25 protein-coding genes are annotated in these 20,672 nt (G+C 62.8%); 12 read left to right on the top strand and 13 right to left on the bottom strand.

Going from position 1 to position 20,672, the window contains the following annotated elements; genetic code table 11:
• Positions 1-217 precede the first annotated feature (217 nt).
• The 3 genes from NKH95_RS00795 to NKH95_RS00785 form a co-directional block, all read right to left on the bottom strand.
• Positions 218-865, bottom strand: coding sequence for a hypothetical protein (locus NKH95_RS00795; protein ID WP_023810956.1), 648 nt, complete (start codon positions 863-865; stop codon positions 218-220).
• Between the two features lie 277 nt (positions 866-1,142).
• Complete coding sequence (locus NKH95_RS00790; protein WP_013529236.1) at positions 1,143-1,283, bottom strand: DUF1127 domain-containing protein; 141 nt, start codon at positions 1,281-1,283, stop codon at positions 1,143-1,145.
• Between the two features lie 193 nt (positions 1,284-1,476).
• Positions 1,477-2,487 carry an NAD(P)H-quinone oxidoreductase gene (locus NKH95_RS00785; RefSeq protein WP_032909131.1) on the bottom strand — a complete coding sequence of 337 codons (1,011 nt, stop codon included), beginning with the start codon at positions 2,485-2,487 and terminating at the stop codon, positions 1,477-1,479.
• A 123-nt stretch (positions 2,488-2,610) separates the two neighbouring features.
• On the opposite strand from NKH95_RS00785, the gene NKH95_RS00780 reads away from it, so the two are divergent.
• The 3 genes from NKH95_RS00780 (at position 2,611) to NKH95_RS00770 (ending at position 4,438) form a co-directional block, all read left to right on the top strand.
• Positions 2,611-2,805, top strand: a complete 195-nt coding sequence (locus NKH95_RS00780; protein ID WP_023810953.1) for a DUF1192 domain-containing protein — start codon at positions 2,611-2,613, stop codon at positions 2,803-2,805.
• A gap of 89 nt (positions 2,806-2,894) precedes the next feature.
• On the top strand, positions 2,895-4,142 hold the full coding sequence (locus tag NKH95_RS00775; RefSeq protein WP_023810952.1) for an MFS transporter: 1,248 nt from the start codon (positions 2,895-2,897) through the stop codon (positions 4,140-4,142).
• 32 nt (positions 4,143-4,174) lie between these two features.
• A complete protein-coding gene (locus NKH95_RS00770) occupies positions 4,175-4,438 on the top strand; it encodes an ArsR/SmtB family transcription factor (protein WP_013529232.1) in 264 nt (87 codons plus the stop codon).
• An 84-nt stretch (positions 4,439-4,522) separates the two neighbouring features.
• Here NKH95_RS00770 and NKH95_RS00765 read toward each other — a convergent pair whose 3' ends face one another.
• Together NKH95_RS00765 and NKH95_RS00760 are read right to left on the bottom strand one after the other, a co-directional pair.
• A complete protein-coding gene (locus NKH95_RS00765; protein WP_023810951.1) occupies positions 4,523-5,179 on the bottom strand; it encodes a glutathione S-transferase family protein in 657 nt (218 codons plus the stop codon).
• Positions 5,180-5,282: 103 nt separating this feature from the next.
• Positions 5,283-6,119: an alpha/beta fold hydrolase gene (locus tag NKH95_RS00760; RefSeq protein WP_023810950.1), complete on the bottom strand. Its 837-nt coding sequence runs from the start codon at positions 6,117-6,119 to the stop codon at positions 5,283-5,285.
• A 99-nt stretch (positions 6,120-6,218) separates the two neighbouring features.
• Between NKH95_RS00760 and NKH95_RS00755 the strand changes: the two genes are divergently transcribed.
• The 3 genes from NKH95_RS00755 (at position 6,219) to NKH95_RS00745 (ending at position 7,644) form a co-directional block, all read left to right on the top strand.
• Positions 6,219-6,740 (top strand): winged helix-turn-helix transcriptional regulator, encoded by a 522-nt coding sequence (locus NKH95_RS00755; protein ID WP_352890566.1) that lies wholly within the window; start codon positions 6,219-6,221, stop codon positions 6,738-6,740.
• Between the two features lie 77 nt (positions 6,741-6,817).
• The gene (locus NKH95_RS00750; RefSeq protein ID WP_023810948.1) at positions 6,818-7,051 is read left to right on the top strand and encodes a hypothetical protein; all 234 of its coding nucleotides are present in this window, start codon (positions 6,818-6,820) and stop codon (positions 7,049-7,051) included.
• Between the two features lie 161 nt (positions 7,052-7,212).
• The gene (locus NKH95_RS00745) at positions 7,213-7,644 is read left to right on the top strand and encodes a GlcG/HbpS family heme-binding protein (protein ID WP_023810947.1); all 432 of its coding nucleotides are present in this window, start codon (positions 7,213-7,215) and stop codon (positions 7,642-7,644) included.
• A gap of 108 nt (positions 7,645-7,752) precedes the next feature.
• On the opposite strand, the gene NKH95_RS00740 is transcribed toward NKH95_RS00745, so the two are convergent.
• The 3 genes from NKH95_RS00740 to NKH95_RS00730 all read right to left on the bottom strand — a co-directional run bounded on the left by NKH95_RS00740 (position 7,753) and on the right by NKH95_RS00730 (position 9,479).
• Positions 7,753-8,154 (bottom strand): hypothetical protein, encoded by a 402-nt coding sequence (locus NKH95_RS00740; protein ID WP_023810946.1) that lies wholly within the window; start codon positions 8,152-8,154, stop codon positions 7,753-7,755.
• A gap of 239 nt (positions 8,155-8,393) precedes the next feature.
• Positions 8,394-8,576: a 50S ribosomal protein L32 gene (rpmF, locus tag NKH95_RS00735; RefSeq protein WP_008834724.1), complete on the bottom strand. Its 183-nt coding sequence runs from the start codon at positions 8,574-8,576 to the stop codon at positions 8,394-8,396.
• 141 nt (positions 8,577-8,717) lie between these two features.
• Positions 8,718-9,479, bottom strand: a complete 762-nt coding sequence (locus NKH95_RS00730) for a transglycosylase domain-containing protein (protein ID WP_031213164.1) — start codon at positions 9,477-9,479, stop codon at positions 8,718-8,720.
• A gap of 78 nt (positions 9,480-9,557) precedes the next feature.
• Between NKH95_RS00730 and NKH95_RS00725 the strand changes: the two genes are divergently transcribed.
• The 3 genes from NKH95_RS00725 to NKH95_RS00715 all read left to right on the top strand — a co-directional run bounded on the left by NKH95_RS00725 (position 9,558) and on the right by NKH95_RS00715 (position 13,894).
• Complete coding sequence (locus NKH95_RS00725) at positions 9,558-10,475, top strand: polyprenyl synthetase family protein (RefSeq protein ID WP_352442020.1); 918 nt, start codon at positions 9,558-9,560, stop codon at positions 10,473-10,475.
• A gap of 158 nt (positions 10,476-10,633) precedes the next feature.
• Positions 10,634-11,440: a class I SAM-dependent methyltransferase gene (locus NKH95_RS00720; RefSeq protein WP_023810943.1), complete on the top strand. Its 807-nt coding sequence runs from the start codon at positions 10,634-10,636 to the stop codon at positions 11,438-11,440.
• Between the two features lie 114 nt (positions 11,441-11,554).
• Positions 11,555-13,894 carry a response regulator gene (locus tag NKH95_RS00715; RefSeq protein WP_352442019.1) on the top strand — a complete coding sequence of 780 codons (2,340 nt, stop codon included), beginning with the start codon at positions 11,555-11,557 and terminating at the stop codon, positions 13,892-13,894.
• A 19-nt stretch (positions 13,895-13,913) separates the two neighbouring features.
• On the opposite strand, the gene NKH95_RS00710 is transcribed toward NKH95_RS00715, so the two are convergent.
• The 4 genes from NKH95_RS00710 to NKH95_RS00695 form a co-directional block, all read right to left on the bottom strand.
• Positions 13,914-14,816 (bottom strand): Stf0 family sulfotransferase, encoded by a 903-nt coding sequence (locus NKH95_RS00710; RefSeq protein ID WP_245273206.1) that lies wholly within the window; start codon positions 14,814-14,816, stop codon positions 13,914-13,916.
• 1 nt (position 14,817) lies between these two features.
• Entirely contained in the window at positions 14,818-15,672 is an 855-nt protein-coding gene (locus tag NKH95_RS00705; protein ID WP_023810941.1) for a lytic transglycosylase domain-containing protein, read from the bottom strand.
• A 5-nt stretch (positions 15,673-15,677) separates the two neighbouring features.
• Positions 15,678-16,931 (bottom strand): flavodoxin-dependent (E)-4-hydroxy-3-methylbut-2-enyl-diphosphate synthase, encoded by a 1,254-nt coding sequence (gene ispG / locus NKH95_RS00700; RefSeq protein WP_023810940.1) that lies wholly within the window; start codon positions 16,929-16,931, stop codon positions 15,678-15,680.
• Positions 16,932-17,265: 334 nt separating this feature from the next.
• Positions 17,266-17,445, bottom strand: coding sequence for a YdcH family protein (locus tag NKH95_RS00695; RefSeq protein WP_013529217.1), 180 nt, complete (start codon positions 17,443-17,445; stop codon positions 17,266-17,268).
• 239 nt (positions 17,446-17,684) lie between these two features.
• On the opposite strand from NKH95_RS00695, the gene NKH95_RS00690 reads away from it, so the two are divergent.
• A complete protein-coding gene (locus tag NKH95_RS00690) occupies positions 17,685-17,888 on the top strand; it encodes a YdcH family protein (RefSeq protein ID WP_352890564.1) in 204 nt (67 codons plus the stop codon).
• Positions 17,889-17,911: 23 nt separating this feature from the next.
• Here the strand turns inward: NKH95_RS00690 and NKH95_RS00685 are convergent, their stop codons facing one another.
• Entirely contained in the window at positions 17,912-18,700 is a 789-nt protein-coding gene (locus NKH95_RS00685) for an IclR family transcriptional regulator (protein WP_352442017.1), read from the bottom strand.
• A gap of 127 nt (positions 18,701-18,827) precedes the next feature.
• On the opposite strand from NKH95_RS00685, the gene NKH95_RS00680 reads away from it, so the two are divergent.
• Positions 18,828-19,709, top strand: a complete 882-nt coding sequence (locus NKH95_RS00680; protein ID WP_128305966.1) for a transporter substrate-binding protein — start codon at positions 18,828-18,830, stop codon at positions 19,707-19,709.
• A gap of 97 nt (positions 19,710-19,806) precedes the next feature.
• Positions 19,807-20,661, top strand: coding sequence for a LysR substrate-binding domain-containing protein (locus NKH95_RS00675; protein ID WP_023814111.1), 855 nt, complete (start codon positions 19,807-19,809; stop codon positions 20,659-20,661).
• The last annotated feature ends 11 nt before the right edge of the window (positions 20,662-20,672 follow it).

Raw genomic sequence — 20,672 nt, 5'->3', positions numbered from 1 at the left:
TCGGGTCGTTTCGCAACGTTTTTGGAGCCAAGACCGCACCGCGTGCGCTGCGCGCTCCCAAGACCGTCAGATCGCCCGGAGCGCGGCCGTCCCTTGTTCGACGGATGGCGCAAAAAATCGCGCGTCGGCTTTCCGGCCTGTCGGTATCGGCCCGACAGCTCCACCTTACCCGAGGTCGAATGCCTCGAAACGGTAGCGGCCCAGTTGTCATCCAGGTTCAGTAGAACGGCGAATATGGCTCCAGCCCCGCTCGCGTGAAGATGGAAATGGGGTGATCAATTCGCGCGACAACGCCGGCCCCCAAGTTGATGCCCGTTCCGTCGCAAACACTAAAGATTTTCGACCGCGTTCCGATCAGCACATGGACCGGTTTTCCTGCCTGGACGGGGTATGTACTGTTGTGAATGAAAAGGACCCCGCTCGCTTGTAGCGTGTCGTGCGCATTGCCGTTGCTGCTCGAAATTTCGACGTAGTCGCGACCTGCGAATGAATTGTTCGTCCAGATGCCGACAACCCCTTCCACCGAGAGCCAACCATTCGCCCAGCCGTCCGCATCGCGCGGATGGTATTGTCTGAACAGGCGATAGGTTACGCGGTCCGATAGCCAGAAAACCGTTACGTAGCCGTCCATGTCCGGCACATAGGTGAACCAGATGCCGGTCTCGCTCGTGGCGCGCAGGCCATCAGAATCGTATGGGTCCAGATTGTTGGCACTGACGAAATCCATAGAGAGCGGTACCGGATCGGTCACGGCATGATCGTAGAGTTGGGTGAGCGTCCACCGTCCATTGTAGTTGAACCACTTGTCGAAGTAGGTTTCTCGATCGACCCCGCAGAGGCGCGGCTGGCGGCCTCCCTTGCGCAAGGGCGGCCGTTGAAGGTCAACCTCAGATTGCTGTCGAGCGCATGCGGTTGATGGCCCCAAAAAGACAAAACCCGCCGGACGGGGTCCAGCGGGCTCGGAACCGGCGACGGCAAAACCGTCAGCTCCGGCTCTTGCTTCTACGGCAAGGTCCGCTCCTTAGAGCAATTCCGGGAAAAGCGTGAAACGGTTTTCCGTCCGGAGTCGCATCGGCAGGAGCTAGAGCGGTTCAGCGTTTCCGTGAAACGGTGAGCCACCCTACAGCGAACCATGCTCGAATTCAGATGGCCCTGCGGGCGATCTTTTCGATGTCGGCGCGGTTGATGCCGAGATCGCTGAGTTGACGTGCGTTGAGACGGTTCAGTTCGCGGACGGTCTCGGTGTACATACGCCAGTTACGGAAAGCGCGGATCGGGTTCATGGTAGTCCTCCAAAATGATGTTCGTTTCGATGGTGCTCAAATAGGCGTCATCGATGAGGACTTGAATGGCTGATTTTGCATAGCAATGATGCAAATGCTGCATTGCAGCATTAAGCTTCTGTTCATCTTGTAGGCAGCCACGGGCGCGGACCTCGCTCGGCCGGCCTGCAGGCCGGCCGAGTATCGATACGGCCTAGCCGACGTCGAGCACGATCTTGCCGATATGTTCGCCGTCTTCCATCCGCTCATGCGCCCGCCATGCTTCGCTGAGCGGGAAGATCATGTCCATGACAGGAGCAACCTTGCGCGTGCCGAGCAACGGCCACACCTGCGCTTCCAGCGCCGCCGCGATCGCCGCCTTGAACTCGACGGTGCGTGGCCTCAGCGTCGACCCGGTGTGGGTAAGCCGCTTGACCATGATCTTCGAAAAATCCGCGCTTGCGACAGCACCGGCCTGCACGGCGATCTGGACGATCCGGCCCTCAACCGCAGCAGCCTCGTAGTTGCGCCCCACATAGTCGCCGCCGACCATGTCGAGGATGACATTGGCGCCCTTGCCCCCCGTCGCCTCCTTGACTGCGGCGACGAAATCCTCCTCGCGATAGTTGATCGCCCGGTCTGCGCCGAGCTTCAGGCAGGCGTCGCATTTCTCCTTGCTGCCCGCGGTGGTGATGACATAGGCGCCAAAGGCCGAGGCAAGCTGGATTGCTGTCGTGCCGATGCCGGACGAGCCGCCATGGACGAGCAGCGTCTCGCCTTTCTTGAGGGCGCCACGCTCGAACACATTGTGCCAGACGGTGAAGTAATTCTCCGGCACTGCCGCGGCTTCGGTATGGGTGAAGCCGGCGGGCAACGGCAGCACGCTGCCGGCATGGACCTTGACATATTCGGCATAGCCGCCGCCGGGCGTCAGTGCACAGACGCGGTCGCCAATGCGCCAGCGTGATATGTCGTCGCCAAGGGCCGCCACTTCACCCGACGCCTCGAGGCCCGGCAGGTCGGATGCGCCGGGTGGTGGCGGATAGGCGCCTTTGCGCTGCTGGACGTCGGGCCGGTTGACGCCGGCGGCATGCACCTTGATCAGGATCTCGCCGGGCCCGGGCTGCGGCACGTCGCGTGTTTCCGGCTTCAGCACCCGAGGGCCACCCGGCTCCGAGATCGCGATGGCCGTCATCCTTGCCGGAATTTTCTGTCCGCTCGCCATGAGATTTCCCGTCTTTCCTCGCCGTTATCCGATCGGCTGTTTGCATCGACGCCCCTGCCCTATGTATGCTGATTGCCAAATCAGGCAAATGGCCAATCTGGTCTTGGCGGAGGAGGAGCGACGATGGCGATCTTCGACGACGAACCCAAGAAGAAGGCGCGCCCGCACGAGATCGGGCAGGACCTGTCACTGCTTTCCGTCAGCGACTTGACCGAGCGGATCGGCATCCTGCGCGACGAAATCGCCCGCCTGGAAGCCGAACTCAAGGCCAAGGACACCACCAAATCCGCGGCCGAAGCACTGTTCCGCCGCGGATAGCCGCGCGGGCGCAAAGCCCGCCGCCGAAAAGCCCGAATGCGACTGTCTTCAGACCCAGCGTCCCCGCCAAACCTGAGCCGGATCAAACAATGTTCGCAACCTACAGACCGATCCTCTCGCTGCTTCGCGGCACCGCTTTCCTGCTGGCGGCATCTGGATTGCATGGGCTGCTCTTGCCCCTGCGCGGTCAACTGGAAGGTTTCTCGACCGCATCGCTCGGCCTGATGGGCACGGCGTGGGCCGGCGGCTTCGTCACTGGCTGCTTCTTCGCACCGCGCATCGTGCGCCGCGCAGGCCACGTGCGCGCATTTGGCGCCTTTGCCGCATCCGGCGCCATCGTGGCGCTGCTCACCGGGTTGATCATCAACGAATATGTCTGGATCCTGCTGCGCGCCTTCACAGGCTTCACCATGGCCGGTGCCTTCATGGTCATCGAAAGCTGGCTGAACGAGAAGGCCACCAACGAGAACCGCGGGACCGTCTTCGGCCTCTACATGATGGTCACTTATGCCTCGATCATGGGCGGGCAGATGATCGTCGCCGGCGGCGACGTGAAATCGGCGTCGCTGTTCATGATCACCGGCATCCTGTTTTGCCTGTCGCTCATTCCGACCGCGGTCTCGAGCGCCTCCCACCCCAAGCCGCTGCAGGATGTCTCGCTCGACGTCAAAGGCCTTTATGCCAATTCGCCGGTTTCGGCGGTCGCCTGCGTGTTGATCGGCATCGCCAACGGGGCCTGGGGCACGCTTGGCGCGGTCTACGGCGCCCGTATCGGCATCTCCACGGCCGAGATCGCCCTGATGATGAGCCTTGTGGTCGTTGCCGGTGCCGCCATGCAGCTTCCCGCCGGGCGCATGTCCGACAAGACCGACCGGCGTTTCGTGCTGGCGGGCGCTGCTTTCGGCGCGGCCTTGTTCGCGCTCCTGATCTTCCTGTTCGAGCCACGCTCCGGCGTCTTCGTCATCGTCTTCACCGCAGCCTATGGCGCCTTCGCCTACACGCTCTATTCGATCGCCGTGGCGCATGCCAACGACCACGCGCGCTCGGAGGATTTCGTCAAGGTGTCGGGCGGCCTGCTGCTGCTCTACGGCTTCGGCACGATGATCGGACCCTTGCTGGCCGCCGCCCTGATGGGCTGGATGCGCCCGGAAGGCCTGTTCCTGGCGACCGCCTTCGCGCATCTTTGCCTGGCGGGCTATACGCTGCTGCGCATCAGCCGCCGCGCTCCGGTGCCGATCGGCGATCGTGACGCCTTCAAGACGCAGCCGGCCGACCGTTCGGTGACACCGGAAGCATTGCGGCTTGATCCCAGAAGAAAAGCAGAAGCAGACGGTTGAGATTCGAAAGGCTTTGCCGCACTAATACAGGCATGATGTTTTCCGACGCCTTCATGGCGATTGCCGATCCCAACCGGCGCCATCTTCTGGAAGAACTTCGCCGCGGCCCGAAAACCGTCACCGAACTGGCCGCCGGCTTGCCGGTGTCGCGCCCAGCCGTTTCGCAGCATCTGAAAGTGCTGCTCGATGCCGGCCTGGTCCACGCCAAGCCGGAAGGAACAAGGCGCGTCTATACGGTGAGCGGCACCGGCTTCCTCAAACTCAACATCTGGCTCGATCAGTTCTGGGAAGCCTGAGCTTCTCAGTGTCATTGCCAGCGGCTCGGTCAGTTGACCGACCGTATCGGCGAGCGTCTGGGGCGAGATCGTGCAGCATCCCGATCAGCCATTATTGTAGGGGAAGAACTTGAAGTAGGGCTGCGCCTCCTCGATCACCCGGGCGAAAGCCGGCCGGTGCACCAGCCGGTCGTGATAGCGCTTCACGGCCGGGTATTTGTCGCCGAACGGCTCGACCTTGTTGGCATAGAACAGCGCCGGGGACGCCGCGCAATCGGCCATGGTGAAGGTGTCGCCCATCGCCCAGATCTTCGACTGCATGTCTTGTTCGATGATGGCGTAGGAATTGCGCAACTGGTCGCGGGCCTGCTCGACGCCGAACGGGTCGGTCTTGTCCTGTGGCCGCAACCGGTCGCCGACGATCTTCTGCATCGGCTCCTGCACATAAAAATCATAGAAGCGATCGGCCTGGCGGACGGCCAGCGCCAAGTCGATGTCGGCGGGAACGAGGTCGATCGGCCCCGGATAATGCGCGGCCAGATATTCGACAACGATGGTCGATTCCAGCACCGTGCGGTCGCGCGCATCGTCGCGCAGCGCCGGCATCTTGCCGGCCGGCGAAATCTTCAGGAAGGCCCCGCGCGATTCAGCATCGCCAAGATCGACGATGACTGGCGTGAACGGCGTCACGTTCTCATACAGCGCGATCAACGGCTTCCAGCAGAAAGAGGCCAACGGATGGAAATGAAGCGTCAGGGACATTTTTTGCTTATCTGTTTCGTGGTTCATCGATGGCCGGTGCCGTGCTGCTCATCAAGGGTCAGACACTGCGGCAAGCATGGCCCGTCAAGGCCCGCTTGCCGCTTCAAGCGACATGGGCCTGGGCGACGATGCCTGCGACAATCACCTCCCAGTCGTCCGGGTGCAGCTCGTGGCCGCCGCCTCCGAACCGGAGAATTTTCGCGCCGGTGACCGCCTCGGCCAGCGCCTCGCCATGTTCGACCGGAAAGATCGGATCAGCCGTGCCATGGATGACCAGCAGCGGCGCCGCGATCTCGTGCAGGCGGCCCTTCCAGGCGTCGCCGCCCTTGAGCATGAAATGGTTGGTCGCGCTCAGGAAGCCGCCGGAGCGGTCGTGATCCTGCTCGACAAAGGCACGCATCCGGGCCTCGTCGAATGGATGTGCGATGCTGGCGATCGCCCGCGCATCCCTGACGGTGAAATCGATCACCTGGCCACGGTCCGACCAATCGACTTTGGCGCCCTCGGCCGAATGCTCGATATAGGCATCGCTCGTCTGCGGAAGGTGCGAAGTGTCGGTTCCCACGGGCGAGCTGCTGATGACGGTCAGCGATGCGACACGGGACGGGTGTTTCAACGCCACAAGCTGCGCGATCATGCCGCCCATCGACATGCCGACGACATTCGCCTTGCCGATGCCGTGGTCGTCGAGAACGCGCATTGCATCGTCGGCCATATCATCGAACGTGTAGGGCGGCTCTCCCGGCTTGTATTTGGTCGAACGGCCGGTGTCGCGATTGTCATAGCGGATCACGAACAGGTCGGCACCGGCCAGTTTCCGGCAGAACGCCTCCGGCCACCACAGCATCGAAGCCATCGCTCCCATGATCAGCAACAGCGGCGGGTTCGCCGGATCGCCAAAGGTTTCGGATATGATTTCGGGGCGTTCGGTCGTCGTCACGGTGCGGCCTCCTCTCCTGCAATACCGATTGCATTCTGCAATCGGTTGCACGATAATAAAACCGATACGATAATGCAACCGGTTTTGGAGAAAAATCTCATGAGCATGGATCGCCGGTCCGGGTGTCCGATCAGCCTGTCGCTGGAAGTCTTCGGCGATCGCTGGAGCCTGATCATCCTTCGCGACATGATCTTCGGCGGCAGGCGTCATTTTCGCGAGCTGCTCAACGGATCGATGGAAGGCATCGCCTCCAACATCCTCGCCGACCGGCTGAAGCGGCTGATGGAGCTGGGCATGCTGACCAAAGCCGACGACCCCTCGCACAAGCAGAAGGCGATCTACAGCCTGACCGAAATGGCGATCACGCTGGTGCCGATCCTGGCCCATCTCGGCGCCTGGGGCCGCGTCTGGCTGCCGGTCAGCGAAGAACTGTCGATCCGCGCCGAACTTCTGGAAAAGGGCGGACAGCCGATGTGGGACAAATTCATGGACGAGTTGCGCCATGAACATCTCGGCATGCCGCTCGATACTGCAGCGGGTCCTTCTGTCCGCGCGACCTTGCAGGCCGCCTATGAGGCCGTGGTTGCCAGCAAGGCCCCCGCCGCCAGCACAGCCGCGTAATTAACTTATTTTCCCGTTTTGGGGCCGACTCTGCTAGAAGAGGCGGAAAATCACAATTTACGGGATTGGATAAGGTCTTGGTTGAAAACTCTCGGGATGCTGCCCGCGCGCGCGCCGACCTGCGTTTCAAGAAGCAGGAAGAGGCGGCAACCGTCCGCCAGAAGGCGATGGCCGAATACGTCGCCGAGAGCGACGCCCGCCAGGCCAAGACCAACAAGCTGCGGGCGCTGCGTCTCGCCAAGGAAGCCGAAGACCTAGCCAATGCGCCGGCGGCACCCGCCAAGAAGCCGGCCCGCGCCAAGAAAAAATAGCAGCCACCCCTTGAGCCATAAGCGCTAATGCCTGTCCTGATGGTATCGGTGAAAGCTGCTTCCATCCCGCCCCTTCACGCGAAGCAATTTCAACCGAAACGGGGATGTTATCTCGCCCGTCGACGGTCGATGATCGACGCGTTTTCAAACAGGAGACTGCCATGACCGCACTGCCGCTCGAAAAAGCCAGGCAAATCATCGATGCCGCCTTTGCCAAGGGCGCCGATCTCAAGCTCAAGCCGCTCGGCGTTTCGGTGCTTGATGCCGGCGGGCATCTGGTCGCCTTCCAGCGCCAGGACGGCGCCTCGTTCCTGCGCCCGCAAATGTCGGCCGGCAAGGCCTACGGTGCGCTCGCCATCGGCATGGGCTCACGCAAAGTCGAGGCCTTCGCCAAGGAGCGTCCGCATCTCGTCGCCGGCATCTCGGACGTCTCGGGCGGACGCGTGCTGCCGGTGGTCGGCGGCGTGCTGATCCGCGATAAGGCCGGAGCCATCATCGGCGCCGTCGGCATCTCAGGCGACACGTCGGACAATGACGAAGCCGCGGCCATCGCCGGCATCGAGGCCGCCGGCTTCACCGCCGATCCGGGCTGAATCCTCTCCACTTTGGTCATCGCTTGGCGAAGTAGGAGCGAAGCTCCGTCGCGGAGGCCCTGGGATGACGAAGCGATGCGCGTTTCTGCCAATCGCTTCGCTGAGGAACTAATTCAGATTGATGTCTCGGCTGGCCGATCGCATCGACACCGCGAATCCGGCCAGCACATCGAACAGCGCGATGACCATCAGCGTGAAGAAGACGGAATGGGCGGCGCCCTTCACCAGCAGGAACTCGACCAGGAAGGCCACGAACACCAGCGTCGACAGAAGATGGTCCATGATCGAGGCGTTGGTCGTGCGCACCGACTTCGCCATTTCGAGGAACAGGAAGACCAGCCCGATCAGTATCATCAGGTCGCCCAGCGTCATCGAGAACACGCCGCCCGACATCATGCTGAAGGAGAAGACCTCGCTCGCCCACGGATCGTCACCGCTGCCGAAAATTCCCAGCAGTCCGAGGTTGTAGAGCACGAAAGGCACGATCAGCAGCGGAATGGCACCGAACATCTGGCGTCTCCATGTGGGGGCGATCCTTTGTAGAATGCGCCATAGCCACGTCGTCAAGATGTTTCGCCATCGGCGCTGAACACGGTCGAAGACCGCACGCAACAACCATGTCAGCCGATTGCCGGCCGAAGGATTTGCAACGTCGGCGGTGCACGCCTGCGCTGCCGGCCCGCCCAAACGCAAAAGGACCAGCCACCGGCCGGTCCTTTTGGAAATTCAAACCTTTGAAAAAGCTGGTCTCAACTTTCCTTGGGGGTCAACACCTGGCGACCGCGATACATGCCGGTCTTCAGGTCGATATGGTGCGGACGGCGCATTTCGCCGGAATTCTTGTCCTCGACATAGGTCGGGGCCTTGAGGGCGTCGGCCGAGCGGCGCATGCCGCGCTTGGACGGAGAGGTTTTTCGTTTCGGAACGGCCATGGATATGCTCCACTACATGGTCAAAAAGCCCCGCCCGCCCTCGTGAAAGGGCCATGTCGGGGCCGGAATCTGAGAAAGTCGGGTGCCTATACACGCCCTGTGCCGTTTTGGCCAGCACTGGCGCGAATTTTTTTGGATCGGCTAGCGGAGGCAACCGACATAGGCGCCGGAGCGGCCGGCGCGCCGCTCGATCAGATTGGCGAGCCGCCTCAAGCCAGGCCCGGGTTTGGCCGGATTGCGGGCAATCGGATTTGGCAAGGAGACCGCAAGCAAGGCGGCCTGCCGTCGCGACAGCTGTTTTGCCGAAACGCCGAAATGGTGCTGTGCCGCAGCCTCGATGCCGTAGATGCCCGGCCCCCACTCGGCGATGTTGAGGTAGATTTCCATAATGCGCCGTTTCGACATCACCGCATCGAAATAGACGGCCAGCGGCAATTCGACCACCTTGCGCACCGAGCCCAGCGGCCGCGACCAGAGAAACAGGTTCTTGACCGTCTGCATGGTGATGGTCGAGGCGCCGCGCGTTGCTTCGCCGGCCAGCGCATCGTCGACGACGCCCCGCAATTCGCCGAGATCGACGCCACGATGAAAGCAGAACTGCCCGTCCTCCGACATGATGACGGAATTGGCCAGCACCGGCGACACGTCGTCGATCGACACCCAGCGGCGGTCGTAACCGGAGAACGTCGCCAGGTCCTTCAGCATCAGCGTCGAGACAGGATGCACGAAGAATGGCAGGTACAGAAACGTCAGCACGACCGGAATCAAAGCCAGCACCGCGGCCACGACGATGCCGCGCCGGACCCAGCGCTTGAGACCACGGCGGTTTACGCCCCGCGATCTCGTCGCCATGTCCAGTCTTTCGGTTTCATGATCGACGATCGGTTCCGCCAAGCCGCCCAACCCGTGCTTCTCCCTGCCCCGGCATAATGGCGCTTGGCTTCTTGCGCAACGTCTGAGTGTCGGCTACCGGTCCGGGCCATGACGAATGACGACCAAATGGCGTTCGAAATGGCGCTGATCAGACGGGCAGCCGCCGTCGAGGTGCTGCTGCGGCGGCTGCTCGACGACCGTGCGCTTTCGGGCGAGATCGCGCGGCCTGAGCGTTTGATGGCGGCGATGCGGCACGGCGTGCTGAACGGCGGCAAGCGCCTGCGCCCTTTCCTGGTCATGGAAAGTGCCGCCCTTTTTTCCGCCGATGGCGAGGCGGCATTGCGCGTCGCCGCAGCCCTTGAATGCGTGCATTGCTATTCGCTGATACACGACGATCTGCCCGCCATGGACGACGACGATCTGCGCCGTGGCCAGCCGACCGTGCACAGAGCCTTCGACGAAGCGACCGCTATCCTGGCCGGCGACGCCTTGCTGACGCTGGCCTTCGACATCATTGCTGGCGAGGCGACCGCCCTGCCGGCGGAACGGCGGGTAGCCCTGGTGCTGGCGCTTGCCCGTGCGGCCGGAGCCGGTGGCATGGTCGGCGGCCAGAAGCTCGACCTCGAAGCCGAACAGGCGCCGCCGGACGAGACCGGCATCATCCGGCTGCAGGCGATGAAGACCGGCGCGCTGATCCGTTTCGCTTGCGAGGCAGGCGCACTCATTGCCGGTGCACCAGCCGATGACCGCGAGCGGCTGGCCGAATTCGGCTCGGCGATCGGTCTTGCCTTCCAGCTTGCCGACGACCTGCTCGATTTGACCGCCGATGCCAGCCAGATGGGCAAGGCGACCGGCAAGGACGCCGCCGCCGGCAAGGCGACGCTGGTGGCCTTGCATGGTGCGAATTGGGCACGCGGCCAGCTTCACGGCCTCGTCGAACAGGCCCATGCACTGCTTGAGCCCTATGGCGACGATGCCCAATTGCTGAAGGAAGCGGCGACGTTCGTGGCGGCGCGTAACAGCTGAGGTTGTGCCAGCCGGAACATCGAGCTGATCGACGCACGCACGTCCCCGCCGGCCGGTTCTGAAATAGAGCTTGAGCGGAAGCCTGCCGAGGCAGAGGATCGACATCGCTTTGCCACCGCACGGCAAGCACGCGGTGCGGATAGAGTTGGAGGGATGCCATGTCGACCACCGACAAGCTGTTCACCGGTTCCATTCCCGAAGTCTACGACCGGGCGATGGTGCCGCTGATCTTCGAGCCCTATGCGCAGGATCTGGCGGAGAGAGTGTCGAAGCTCGGGCCGCAATCGGTGCTCGAAGTGGCGGCGGGCACCGGTGTGGTGACGCGTGCGCTGGCAGCAAGATTGCCGGCGCAAACACGCATCGTGGCCACCGACCTTAACCAGCCGATGCTCGACCACGCGCGCACGCGGATGTCGGACGATCCTCGTATCATCTGGCAGCAGGCCGACGCCCAGGCACTGCCCTTCGAGGACGCCCGGTTCGACGCCGTGGTCTGCCAATTTGGCGCGATGTTCTTCCCCGATCGGGTGGGCGCCTACGGGCAAGCGCGGCGGATGATGCGGCCGGGCGGGCATTTCCTGTTCAACGTCTGGGGTGCCATCGAAGACAACGAGTTCGCCGAGGAAGTGACGCGGGCACTCGGCCATTTCTTTCCGGCCGATCCGCCTCGCTTCATGGCAAGGACGCCGCATGGCTATCACGATGCGGACGTCATCCGCGCCGACCTTCATGCCGCCGGCTTCCGTGACATCACCATAGAGCCGCTGGATGCCGTCAGCGCCGCTTCCTCGCCATATGAGGCGGCCGCGGCCTATTGCCAGGGCACGCCCCTGCGGGCCGAGATCGAGGCGCGCGGTGGCTCGCTGGAGGAGGCGACGCGATACGTGGCGAATGCCCTTGGGAAACGGTTCGGGGAAGGTCCGGTGAGTGGCCGCATCCGCGCCCTCGTCGTGGAAGCGGCCTAGGCGTGCTGTCCATCCGGCGGCTCGCACGGCCTGCCTACCCGCACGAACGAAATTTTAATGTAAATGAAGCGTAATCCCGGCCATTAAAATGGTGCGTATGTGTTGGGGTTGCGCATGCCTGAATATTCGTCCTTCATCCGGTCGGTCCGGATCCGCTATATTTCAGGGTTGCTGATCTTCGCGCTGGCTTCCGCCGGCATCGTGATTGCGCTTGACCGCGTCAATTCCTTTCGCCGCGACATCGATGCGCTGAGCAGCAATCTCGTCATCTTCACCCGCGACCTGCGCAACGCGACCAGCTTTGCCGAGACGACCGGCACAGCCTGGCGGGCGGAGACACGCGATGCCCTGACCACATCGGCGCGCGGCCATTCGGAGCGTCTGACCGGCGAGATCGAGACGCTGACCGCCCAGCTTGCGGCGATCAAGCCGCGGCTGTCGATCAAGACCGTCAACGAACTCCAGTCCGCTTCCGTCAACGGCGATCTGTTCTGGTCGCCGCGCGACATGGTGCGCAATTTTAACCTGATGTCGGTGGCGCAGAAGGTCGACGAGTGGAGCTATCGCGAAATCCGCAACCAGAACGACCTGTTTGCCCAGCCTATGCTGGTTCGCGTCCGCACCGCCATGGATGATGAGCGCCACCTGGCCGATGCCTCAAGCGACAGACTGCTGCTGTGGGCGAGCGGCATCCTGTTCGCGGCACTTGCCATCGTCGCCTTCTGGATCTTCCGCCCGATGGAAGTGGCAATCCGCCGCGCCTTTGCCGAATCCGCCGAATCCCTGTTCAAGGCCGAGGCCGCCGACCGCGCCAAATCGGAATTCCTGGCCAATATGAGCCACGAAATCCGCACGCCGATGAACGGCGTGCTCGGCATGGCCGAACTGCTGGCGAAGACCGATCTGACCCCGCGCCAAAAGACCTTCACGGACGTCATCGTCAAATCCGGCAACGCGTTGCTCACCATCATCAACGACATCCTCGATTTCTCCAAGATCAATGCCGGCCAGCTCACCCTCGACCCTGCTCCCTTTCGCCTTTCCGAGGCGGTCGAGGATGTGGCGACGCTGGTCTCGGCGCGCGTCGCCGAAAAGAACCTCGAACTGATCGTGCGTGTCGACCCGCGCCTGCCGGCCCATGTCGTCGGCGACGCCGGCCGGTTCCGGCAGATCATCACCAACCTGCTTGGCAATGCCGTGAAGTTCACCGAAAAGGGTCATGTGCTGATCGATGTCGGCGGCGAAATCGTCAACGACGTGGTCCAGCTCAAGGTCCGCGTCGAAGACACCGGCATCGGCATACCGGCCGAGAAACTGCAGAATGTATTCGAGAAATTCGCGCAGGTGGACGGCTCGTCCACCCGCCGTCATGAGGGCACGGGGCTGGGCCTCGCCATCGCCGCCCGCCTCGTCGACCTGATGGCAGGCAAGATCGGTGTCGAGAGCGAGATCGGCCGCGGCTCGGTGTTCTGGTTCGCGGTGCCGCTGGCCGCGCATCAGGCGGCGGCGCGCGACGAGATCGTGCCGGTCGACGTCACCGGCGCGCGCGTGCTGGTCATCGACGACAATCCGGTCAACCGCGAAATCCTGCTCGAGCAGCTCAGAAGCTGGAGCTTCGATTGCGCCGCCGCCGAAAGCGGCGCGGTTGGGCTTGCTTTCCTCGACCGCGCCTTTCAATTGGGCGCCGCCGTCGACTGCATCATCCTCGACTACCAAATGCCGGGCATGAACGGCGCCGACGTCGCCAGAGCCATTGCTTCCGACAGCCGGCTGTCCTCCATCCCGGTGGTGTTGCTGACCTCGGTCGACCAGGTCGATTTCGGCAAGATGATCATCGACTACGGCATTGCAGCACACCTGACCAAGCCGGCGCGCTCCGCGGTGCTGCTCGGCACGGTCATCTCGGTGATCCAGAAGGCCCGCTCGCAGGTCGGCAAGGCGCGGTTCGTCCGCGAACCGATCGTGCAAGCTCCCCCGGCGGCGCCGCCCGCCTTCACCGTCATCCGCGGCCCGGCAATGCCGGTCGCGGCAGCGCCGGAATCGACAACCGCGCCGAACGGACCGATCGACATCCTCATTGCCGAGGACAATGACGTGAACCAGCTGGTGTTCGGCCAAATCCTCAACGGGTTGGGCTTGAGCTACCGCATCGCCGGCAATGGCCGCACGGCGGTCGAGATGTACCGGGCGCTGCGCCCCAAGCTGATCCTGATGGATGTCTCGATGCCCGAAATGAACGGCTATGAGGCGACCCGCGCCATCCGGGCGATGGAGGTCTCGACGGGCGCCCACATCCCGATCATCGGCGTCACCGCGCACGCGCTGAAGGGTGATCGCGACAAGTGCATCGAATCAGGCATGGACGACTATCTGCCGAAGCCAGTTTCGCCCGACCGCCTGGGCACCAAGATCGGCACCTGGCTCAGCGAAACGGTGGTGGCGAAGACCGCCTAGGCTGCATCCATGGGATGCGTCAGACGGCTGCTGCCTCCAGACGATAGCGGCGCATCCAGTCGAGGCTTGTCGCGTCAGCAAGCTTTGCAACGCCGGGGCTTACATCCTCCTCGTCAGGCGCTCGGACCCTCAGGGCTTCGCAGATGCCTAGCAATGTCGCGGCCGGATTGCCTGAAAGGCGCTCATAGCCGACACGCAGCGGGGATATGCCTTGCTCTGCGAACCAAATGTTCCAGGCCGCGTCATAGGTCTCGAGTTCCGTGACCTCTCGTTTGATCCGCTCGAAATCATATTGAGGCTCTTTCGGCGGCGCGACCCTTTCGATCTCGGTGCCGTCGGGAGCGATATGCCAAAGACCGGTCTGCTCTGCCTTGATCAGGGAGACAGCCTGCGCGAGCTTGTCCTCCCGCGAGAGGTGTATGTAGAGAACATTGCCGAATGCTCTTTCGAACCGCGCTCTGTCCGACGGCAGTTTCGGGAAAATCCGGTCGAGGATCGTCGAAAGCTCATCCAGATTTTCGCGCATCAAGCGAAGGCCGAAGAGGCCGGTTCCACCCTTGCCCGCAGCGATCGCCGCGTTGAGATAGGCGACATTGAAGTCGAGCTCACTCATCGTGTCGCGATCGGGCAGCTTCCACTCTTCAGCCCACTCCAGCACATCCTGCCGCCGATAGAATGAGTGCGGATCGCCAGTCGTCTTCGTGGATGCCAGAAGCTTGCACAGCAGCGTGCTTCCGGTCCTCGGCGTGCCGCAGATAATGTATCCATCGAACATGTTGAGACCCATGCTGCTCGTCAAAGACAGGGCCGCCGCCCAGTAAAGATGGCGGCCGCTATAGCTGAAATCTTTGCTGGATGCGACGTTCCGGCTGTCGCTTATAAATGCCTTTCTCAGACAGAACATCGCGCCGGCAGCGGCCAAATTACCGGTTGCGCACCACCACGCACGCCCCACCGACACTTTGCAATTTCTGGCAAATAACGTTGGCATCGGCGCGGCGGTCGACACCGATCCTGACCGCGTAGATGCCGCGCCGGCCGATCGGCGTGCGCACCCGGCTGACCACCGGATCATGCCCGTTGAGCAGGGCCGGGAACCGGCTCCTTACCCTGAGCCACTGGTTGATCGCGGCACTGCGGCGAAAATTGCCGGCCACCTGGATGCCCCATGGCTTTATGTTGATCGAAGCCATGGCCACCGTCCGCGACATGATCACCGGCAGTTTTCGGCAAGCGACGGCAAAATCCGTCTTTGCGTCGAGCGGCTCGACTTTTCCAGCATAGGCCCGGTCCGTGAACTTGTCGGCTGGTTCGCCCATGATGTCTAAGACATAGCTTTCGGTCTCCATTGGCAGGAACCCCCCGGAGCTGAGCCAGCGCGACACCCGGCTCTCGCCGGCATTGTAGGCGGCGGCGGCCAGGCCGAGATTGCCGTAGCCGGTTTTCATTTCGGCGAGATATCTAGCCGAAGCCGGAATCGCCTGGTTGATGTCGAAGGAATTGGCAAGCCCGCGCATCTTGGCGGTGCCCGGCATGAACTGGGCAATGCCTTCGGCGCCGACCGGACTGACGGCGTTGGGATCGAAACGGCTTTCCTTCCAGATCAGCCGGGCGAAGAAATCCCTGGACAGGCCGTTCTGGTCGGCATGCGCCTGGATCAGATTGCAGACTTTGTCGATCAGCCGCTGCTTAGCGGATTGCGGCGGATCGGCCTGCACAAGGGCCGACCAGGTCAGCCCGTACAGCAGGATCAGCGTCGCCCATAGGAAACGCTGCATTTGACTTACTCTGCCGCGGCCTTGCCGCCGCGACCGAACCGCTGTTCGATATAGTCGGCGACCATTTTCTCGAAATCCGCGGCGATCGACGGCCCGCGCAGCGTCGCCGCCTTCTTGCCGTCGACGAAGACAGGCGCGGTCGGCGTCTCGCCGGTGCCGGGCAGCGAAATGCCGATGTCGGCATGCTTGGACTCGCCCGGGCCGTTGACGATGCAACCCATCACCGCGACCTTGAGGTTCTCGACGCCGGGATATTTGTCGCGCCACACCGGCATATTCTTCCTGAGATCCGCCTGGATGTTCTGGGCAAGTTCCTGGAACACGGTCGAGGTCGTGCGGCCGCAGCCGGGGCAAGCGGCGACGATCGGCACGAACTGCCTGAACCCCATGGTCTGCAGCAATTCCTGCGACACCTGCACCTCGCGCGTGCGGTCGCCATTCGGCTCCGGTGTCAGCGAGATGCGGATGGTGTCGCCGATGCCTTGCTGGAGCAGGATGCCCATGGCGGCCGACGAAGCGACGATGCCCTTCGAGCCCATGCCGGCTTCGGTCAGGCCGAGATGCAGCGCGTGGTTGGAGCGGGTGGCGAGCTCGGTATAGACGGCGATCAGGTCCTGCACGCCGCTGACCTTGGCCGACAGGATGATTTTCTCGCGGCCAAGGCCGATCTCTTCCGCCATCTCGGCCGACAGGATCGCCGACTGCACGATCGCCTCGCGCATCACCTCCTGGGCCGTCAGCGGGAAACCCTTGTCCTGGTTGTCGTCCATCAGCCGGGTCAAAAGCTCCTGGTCGAGCGAGCCCCAGTTGACACCGATGCGTACCGGCTTGTCATGCTTGATCGCCATCTCGACGATATCGGCGAACTGGCGGTCCTTCTTGTCCTTGAAGCCGACATTGCCCGGATTGATGCGGTATTTGGCCAGCGCCTCGGCGCAGGCCGGATGATCGGCCAAAAGCTTGTGGCCGATATAGTGGAAATCGCCGACCAGCGGCACGTGGATACCCAGCCGCTGAAGCCGCTCATGAATGCGCGGCACGGCGGCGGCGCTCTCGTCGCGATCGACGGTGATGCGCACGATCTCCGACCCGGCCCGGTGCAGGGCTGCGACCTGCGCAACGGTCTGGTCGATATCGGCCGTGTCGGTGTTGGTCATCGATTGGACGACGACAGGCGCGCCGCCGCCGACGATCACGCCGCCGACATCGACGCCGACCGACGTACGGCGGGGAAAAGGAGAGGAAAAATATCCGGTCATGCCGGCAGCCTTTTGTCTCTGGAGCATCTTGTGTCCTGCATGGACGCACAACGACGCCCCGGGCCGATGCGCTGAGGTCCGGGCATGAGGTGGAGGAGCAAAGATGGCTTGTCAATGGCGACAGGTCGCCACTGGCCGGAATCGGTCCGCCACCAGAGGCCAGGAAACAATCGATGATCTGGCGAAACGGGCGACGGCCGAAGCGGAAATTGAGCCTGTGCAAGTCCAGCTTCGGCTGACAGACCGGTGCTGGAAATCAAAACCCTCCACACCGGCGGCGTGGTGCCGCCGGGAAAAGAGGCCGCGGATATTGGGCGGCTATGTCAGGAGGGTATCAATGCGTGGTCGGTTTGCCTCTTAGTTTTTCAATCTCGTCCTTGAGTGCCAGCTTGCGTCGCTTGAGATTCACGATTTCGAGGTCGTCGACCGATGGATGATTCATCGCGTCATCGATTTCACGTTCGATGTCGCCGTGTTTCCGCTGCAACTCATCAAGATGGGATGCAAGAGACATGATTGGTTCTCCCTTTCATGGTTTTCCTCGATTGCAACCGTCACGGCGCGTCCACCGCAGGTTCGCTTCTGTGACGGCACGGTGACAGTGTGTCACCTTCCGCGGGCGATGTCGAATGATCCGTGGTAGCATTCCACGACACTGTGAAATGTGATATGGGCTGCACGCCGGTGACAAAACACCCGGCCCCGCCCAATCAGGCCCAGCTTTGGGCGCCGCAGACGTGCAGACGGTAGAGAATGTCCGATCAGGAACAGGCCGATATTCGCCTCGAAATTTCCCGCCTGAAGCAGGAACACGCCGATTTCGATGCCGCCATCAACGCGATGATCGCCATGGCCTGCGATCCGCTGCAGATCCAGCGCATGAAGAAGAAGAAGCTGTTCCTCAAGGATCGGCTGATGGCACTGGAAGACAAGATCATTCCCGACATCATTGCGTGAGTTGGCATTCGCTCGCCCGCGCGCTACCCGGCGATCGAAAGCTTTGCGGCACGATCACGCAGCAGGCCGATGAGTTCGCCGGTCCGCTCCTCGGACGTATCGATGGGGACCACCAGGCACATCGTCGCCTCGACCTTGCCCGGCGCTGAAAACACCGGTGCGGCAAGGCACTTCGTATAGGCATCGACAAGGCCCGAAGTGACGCAATGGCCGGTGACCTGCGCTTTTGCTATGTCGGCGACGAAATCGTCAAGCCGCAGTTTGCGCCCGTCGGGCAGCACGAGATCGTCGTTTGACACCATGTCTTCGATCTCAGCCTTCTCCAGCCCCGCCAGAAGCAGCCGCCCCGAGGCTGTCCAGGGCAGCGGTATCTGCAAGCCGGTGGCGGAACTGATGCGGAACGGTCTGGTGCCGGGACTCGCATGGACGATCGTATAGCGGCCGCTCTGCAGCATGCACAGTTCGGAAGTCTCGCCGGTCTCGCGCGACAGATTGTCGACCTCCTGGCGCCCCCGCCTCAACAGGTCGTTGCCCCGCACATAGTCCATTCCGTAGAGATAGAGCTTCTTGCCGAAATAGACGCGATTGCCGTCGCCTTCCATTTCCAGCAGTCCCGCATCGACCAGCGACCGCACCAGCGTATAGGTCGTCGAGCGGGGCGCGTTCACGCCCTTGGCAAGGTCGCCAATGCCGATCGCGCGCTGGGTCGTGTGAAGAAACTCCAGAATCTCGAGCACCCGGTTGAGCCCCTTTTCACGGGAGCCCGAAATCTTCTCGCCGGCTGAAAGTGCCGAGGTATTGCCATCTTGCATTGTTGATTCCCGGTGTTAGTATCTGTCCTGTACAGGATACATGCGTCTCTTGTAAGAGACAATCGCTTCGACGTCACTGACGCGTGTATTGCCTGTGCAAGGGGAACACAAACGAAAGGAGGTCGCCGTGAACGACACATCCGGAAGACGTGATTTTCTGAAATTGGGAATGGCGGGACTGGCCGCGGCCGGCGTCGTGGGTGCGGCGGTAACCGTCGATGCCCAAAAGGCCGCTGCCCAGGCAGCACCCGACAGCCTGCTGCGCACCGTGCTCGATCGCGGCAAGCTGATCGTCGGCACCGGCAGCACCAATGCGCCGTGGCACTTCGAGAACGATGCCGGCGAACTCGTCGGCATGGACATCACCATGGGGCGCATTCTTGCCAAGGGCCTTTTCGACGATCCGACCAAGGTCGAGTTCGTGATGCAGGATCCGGCACAGCGCATCCCCAACGTCACCACCAACAAGGTCGACATCACCATTCAGTTCATGACGATGAGCGCCCAGCGCTCGCAGCTGGTCAATTTTTCCCGGCCTTACTACGTCGAGGGCGTCGCCCTGCTGAGCCTTCCGACCGCCGAGAACAAGACCTTCGACAAGCTGCTTGCCGGCGGCTCGGCGACACGCGTCTCCATCCTGCAGAATGTCGATGCCGAGGCGCAGGTGCATTCGGTGCTGCCCGAGTGCCAGGTTATGCAGATCGATACCCAGGCCAACGTGCTGCAGGCACTGGAATCGAAACGCGTCGACGCCGCTGCCGTCGATCTGTCCACGGTGCGCTGGCTCGCCTCGCGCAATCCGGACAGATATTTCGACGCCGGCAAGAGCTGGCTGAGCATGCTTTATGGCGCGGCACTCCGGCAAGGCGACCTTGACTGGCTGACCTTCGTCAACTCGACCTTCACCATCGCCATGTTCGGCCACGAAAACGCACTCTACGATGCCGCCTTCAAGGACTTTTTCGGACAGGAGCCGCCGGCGCGCCATCCCGGCTTCCCAGCCATCTGACCTGCCGGGGGGGGGGGGGGGGGGGGGGGGCGGGCCCCCCCCCCCCTACGCCATCCGGAAACGTCGGACGATGGCCGTAAATCCGCCGCGACCTCGAATGCCGCCTCTCAACACCTTGCGCGCCTTTGAAGCTGCCGCTCGCCAGGAGAGCTTTGCCAAGGCCGCCGATGAACTTGGCGTTACCCCGGCGGCCGTATCGTATCAGGTCAAGGCGCTGGAGGCGTGGCTGGGCTCGTCGCTGTTCGTGCGCCATGCCCAGGGGCTGCATCTGACCGAGGCTGGGCGCGCGGCGCTGCCGGCCTTCTCCACGGCGTTCGACTCCATGGGCCTTGCCGTCCAGGAACTGCGCATCTGGGCGCCAAGGCCGCAGGTGAGCATTGCCGCGCTGCCGTCGATTGCCCAGCTGTGGCTGGCTCCGTGTCTGCCGGCGCTTCGCGCTGCGCTTCCCGCCCTTCGCCCGTCCATCCATGCGCTGGAGGAGCCGCCGGATTTCAGGCGTGAACCCTTTGACCTCGCAATCTTCTTGACCAGGCACGCACCAGGGGGCAGCCGCGCGTTCAAGCTCTGCGACGACGTGATCTTTCCGGTCTGCGCGCCGGCGCTCGCCAGGCAGCTGAAAACGCCGGCTGATCTGTCATCGCAGCTTCTGCTTTGGGACACGACCTGGACCGGCGACTGGAGCCTGTGGTTCGAGGCTGCCGGGCTGAAAGGTCCGTCGATCGAGTCCGGTTCCGAATTCTCGCTCTACAGCATGGCGCTGCAGGCGGCCGTCGACGGCGCCGGCGTTCTGATGGGGCATGAGGCTCTGGTCGCGCGCGCTATCGCCGCCGGTTCGCTCGTGGCGCCGTTCCCGCAGCGCGTTCCGACCGGCCTCAGCCTCTCTATCCTGGCGCCGGACCGCCCGCCCGCCCAGGCAGCGCAGATGATCGAGTGGCTGCTTGCACAGGGCTGAGCGATCCGGGA

The organism is Mesorhizobium sp. M0848 (assembly GCF_040319805.1).
GTDB lineage: Bacteria > Pseudomonadota > Alphaproteobacteria > Rhizobiales > Rhizobiaceae > Mesorhizobium.
The sequence above is the reverse complement of the archived record's forward strand: the minus strand, read 5'-3'. Positions and strand labels throughout refer to the sequence as shown.

Coding starts and splice junctions, on each gene's coding strand:
- NKH95_RS00790 (WP_013529236.1), bottom strand. CDS start 1,283: ATGAACCCGATCCGCGCTTTCCGTAACTGGCGTATGTACACCGAGACC.
- NKH95_RS00785 (WP_032909131.1), bottom strand. CDS start 2,487: ATGGCGAGCGGACAGAAAATTCCGGCAAGGATGACGGCCATCGCGATC.
- NKH95_RS00780 (WP_023810953.1), top strand. CDS start 2,611: ATGGCGATCTTCGACGACGAACCCAAGAAGAAGGCGCGCCCGCACGAG.
- NKH95_RS00775 (WP_023810952.1), top strand. CDS start 2,895: ATGTTCGCAACCTACAGACCGATCCTCTCGCTGCTTCGCGGCACCGCT.
- NKH95_RS00770 (WP_013529232.1), top strand. CDS start 4,175: ATGATGTTTTCCGACGCCTTCATGGCGATTGCCGATCCCAACCGGCGC.
- NKH95_RS00765 (WP_023810951.1), bottom strand. CDS start 5,179: ATGTCCCTGACGCTTCATTTCCATCCGTTGGCCTCTTTCTGCTGGAAG.
- NKH95_RS00755 (WP_352890566.1), top strand. CDS start 6,219: ATGAGCATGGATCGCCGGTCCGGGTGTCCGATCAGCCTGTCGCTGGAA.
- NKH95_RS00745 (WP_023810947.1), top strand. CDS start 7,213: ATGACCGCACTGCCGCTCGAAAAAGCCAGGCAAATCATCGATGCCGCC.
- NKH95_RS00740 (WP_023810946.1), bottom strand. CDS start 8,154: ATGTTCGGTGCCATTCCGCTGCTGATCGTGCCTTTCGTGCTCTACAAC.
- rpmF (WP_008834724.1), bottom strand. CDS start 8,576: ATGGCCGTTCCGAAACGAAAAACCTCTCCGTCCAAGCGCGGCATGCGC.
- NKH95_RS00725 (WP_352442020.1), top strand. CDS start 9,558: ATGACGAATGACGACCAAATGGCGTTCGAAATGGCGCTGATCAGACGG.
- NKH95_RS00720 (WP_023810943.1), top strand. CDS start 10,634: ATGTCGACCACCGACAAGCTGTTCACCGGTTCCATTCCCGAAGTCTAC.
- NKH95_RS00715 (WP_352442019.1), top strand. CDS start 11,555: ATGCCTGAATATTCGTCCTTCATCCGGTCGGTCCGGATCCGCTATATT.
- NKH95_RS00705 (WP_023810941.1), bottom strand. CDS start 15,672: ATGCAGCGTTTCCTATGGGCGACGCTGATCCTGCTGTACGGGCTGACC.
- ispG (WP_023810940.1), bottom strand. CDS start 16,931: ATGACCGGATATTTTTCCTCTCCTTTTCCCCGCCGTACGTCGGTCGGC.
- NKH95_RS00695 (WP_013529217.1), bottom strand. CDS start 17,445: ATGTCTCTTGCATCCCATCTTGATGAGTTGCAGCGGAAACACGGCGAC.
- NKH95_RS00690 (WP_352890564.1), top strand. CDS start 17,685: ATGTCCGATCAGGAACAGGCCGATATTCGCCTCGAAATTTCCCGCCTG.
- NKH95_RS00685 (WP_352442017.1), bottom strand. CDS start 18,700: ATGCAAGATGGCAATACCTCGGCACTTTCAGCCGGCGAGAAGATTTCG.
- NKH95_RS00675 (WP_023814111.1), top strand. CDS start 19,807: ATGCCGCCTCTCAACACCTTGCGCGCCTTTGAAGCTGCCGCTCGCCAG.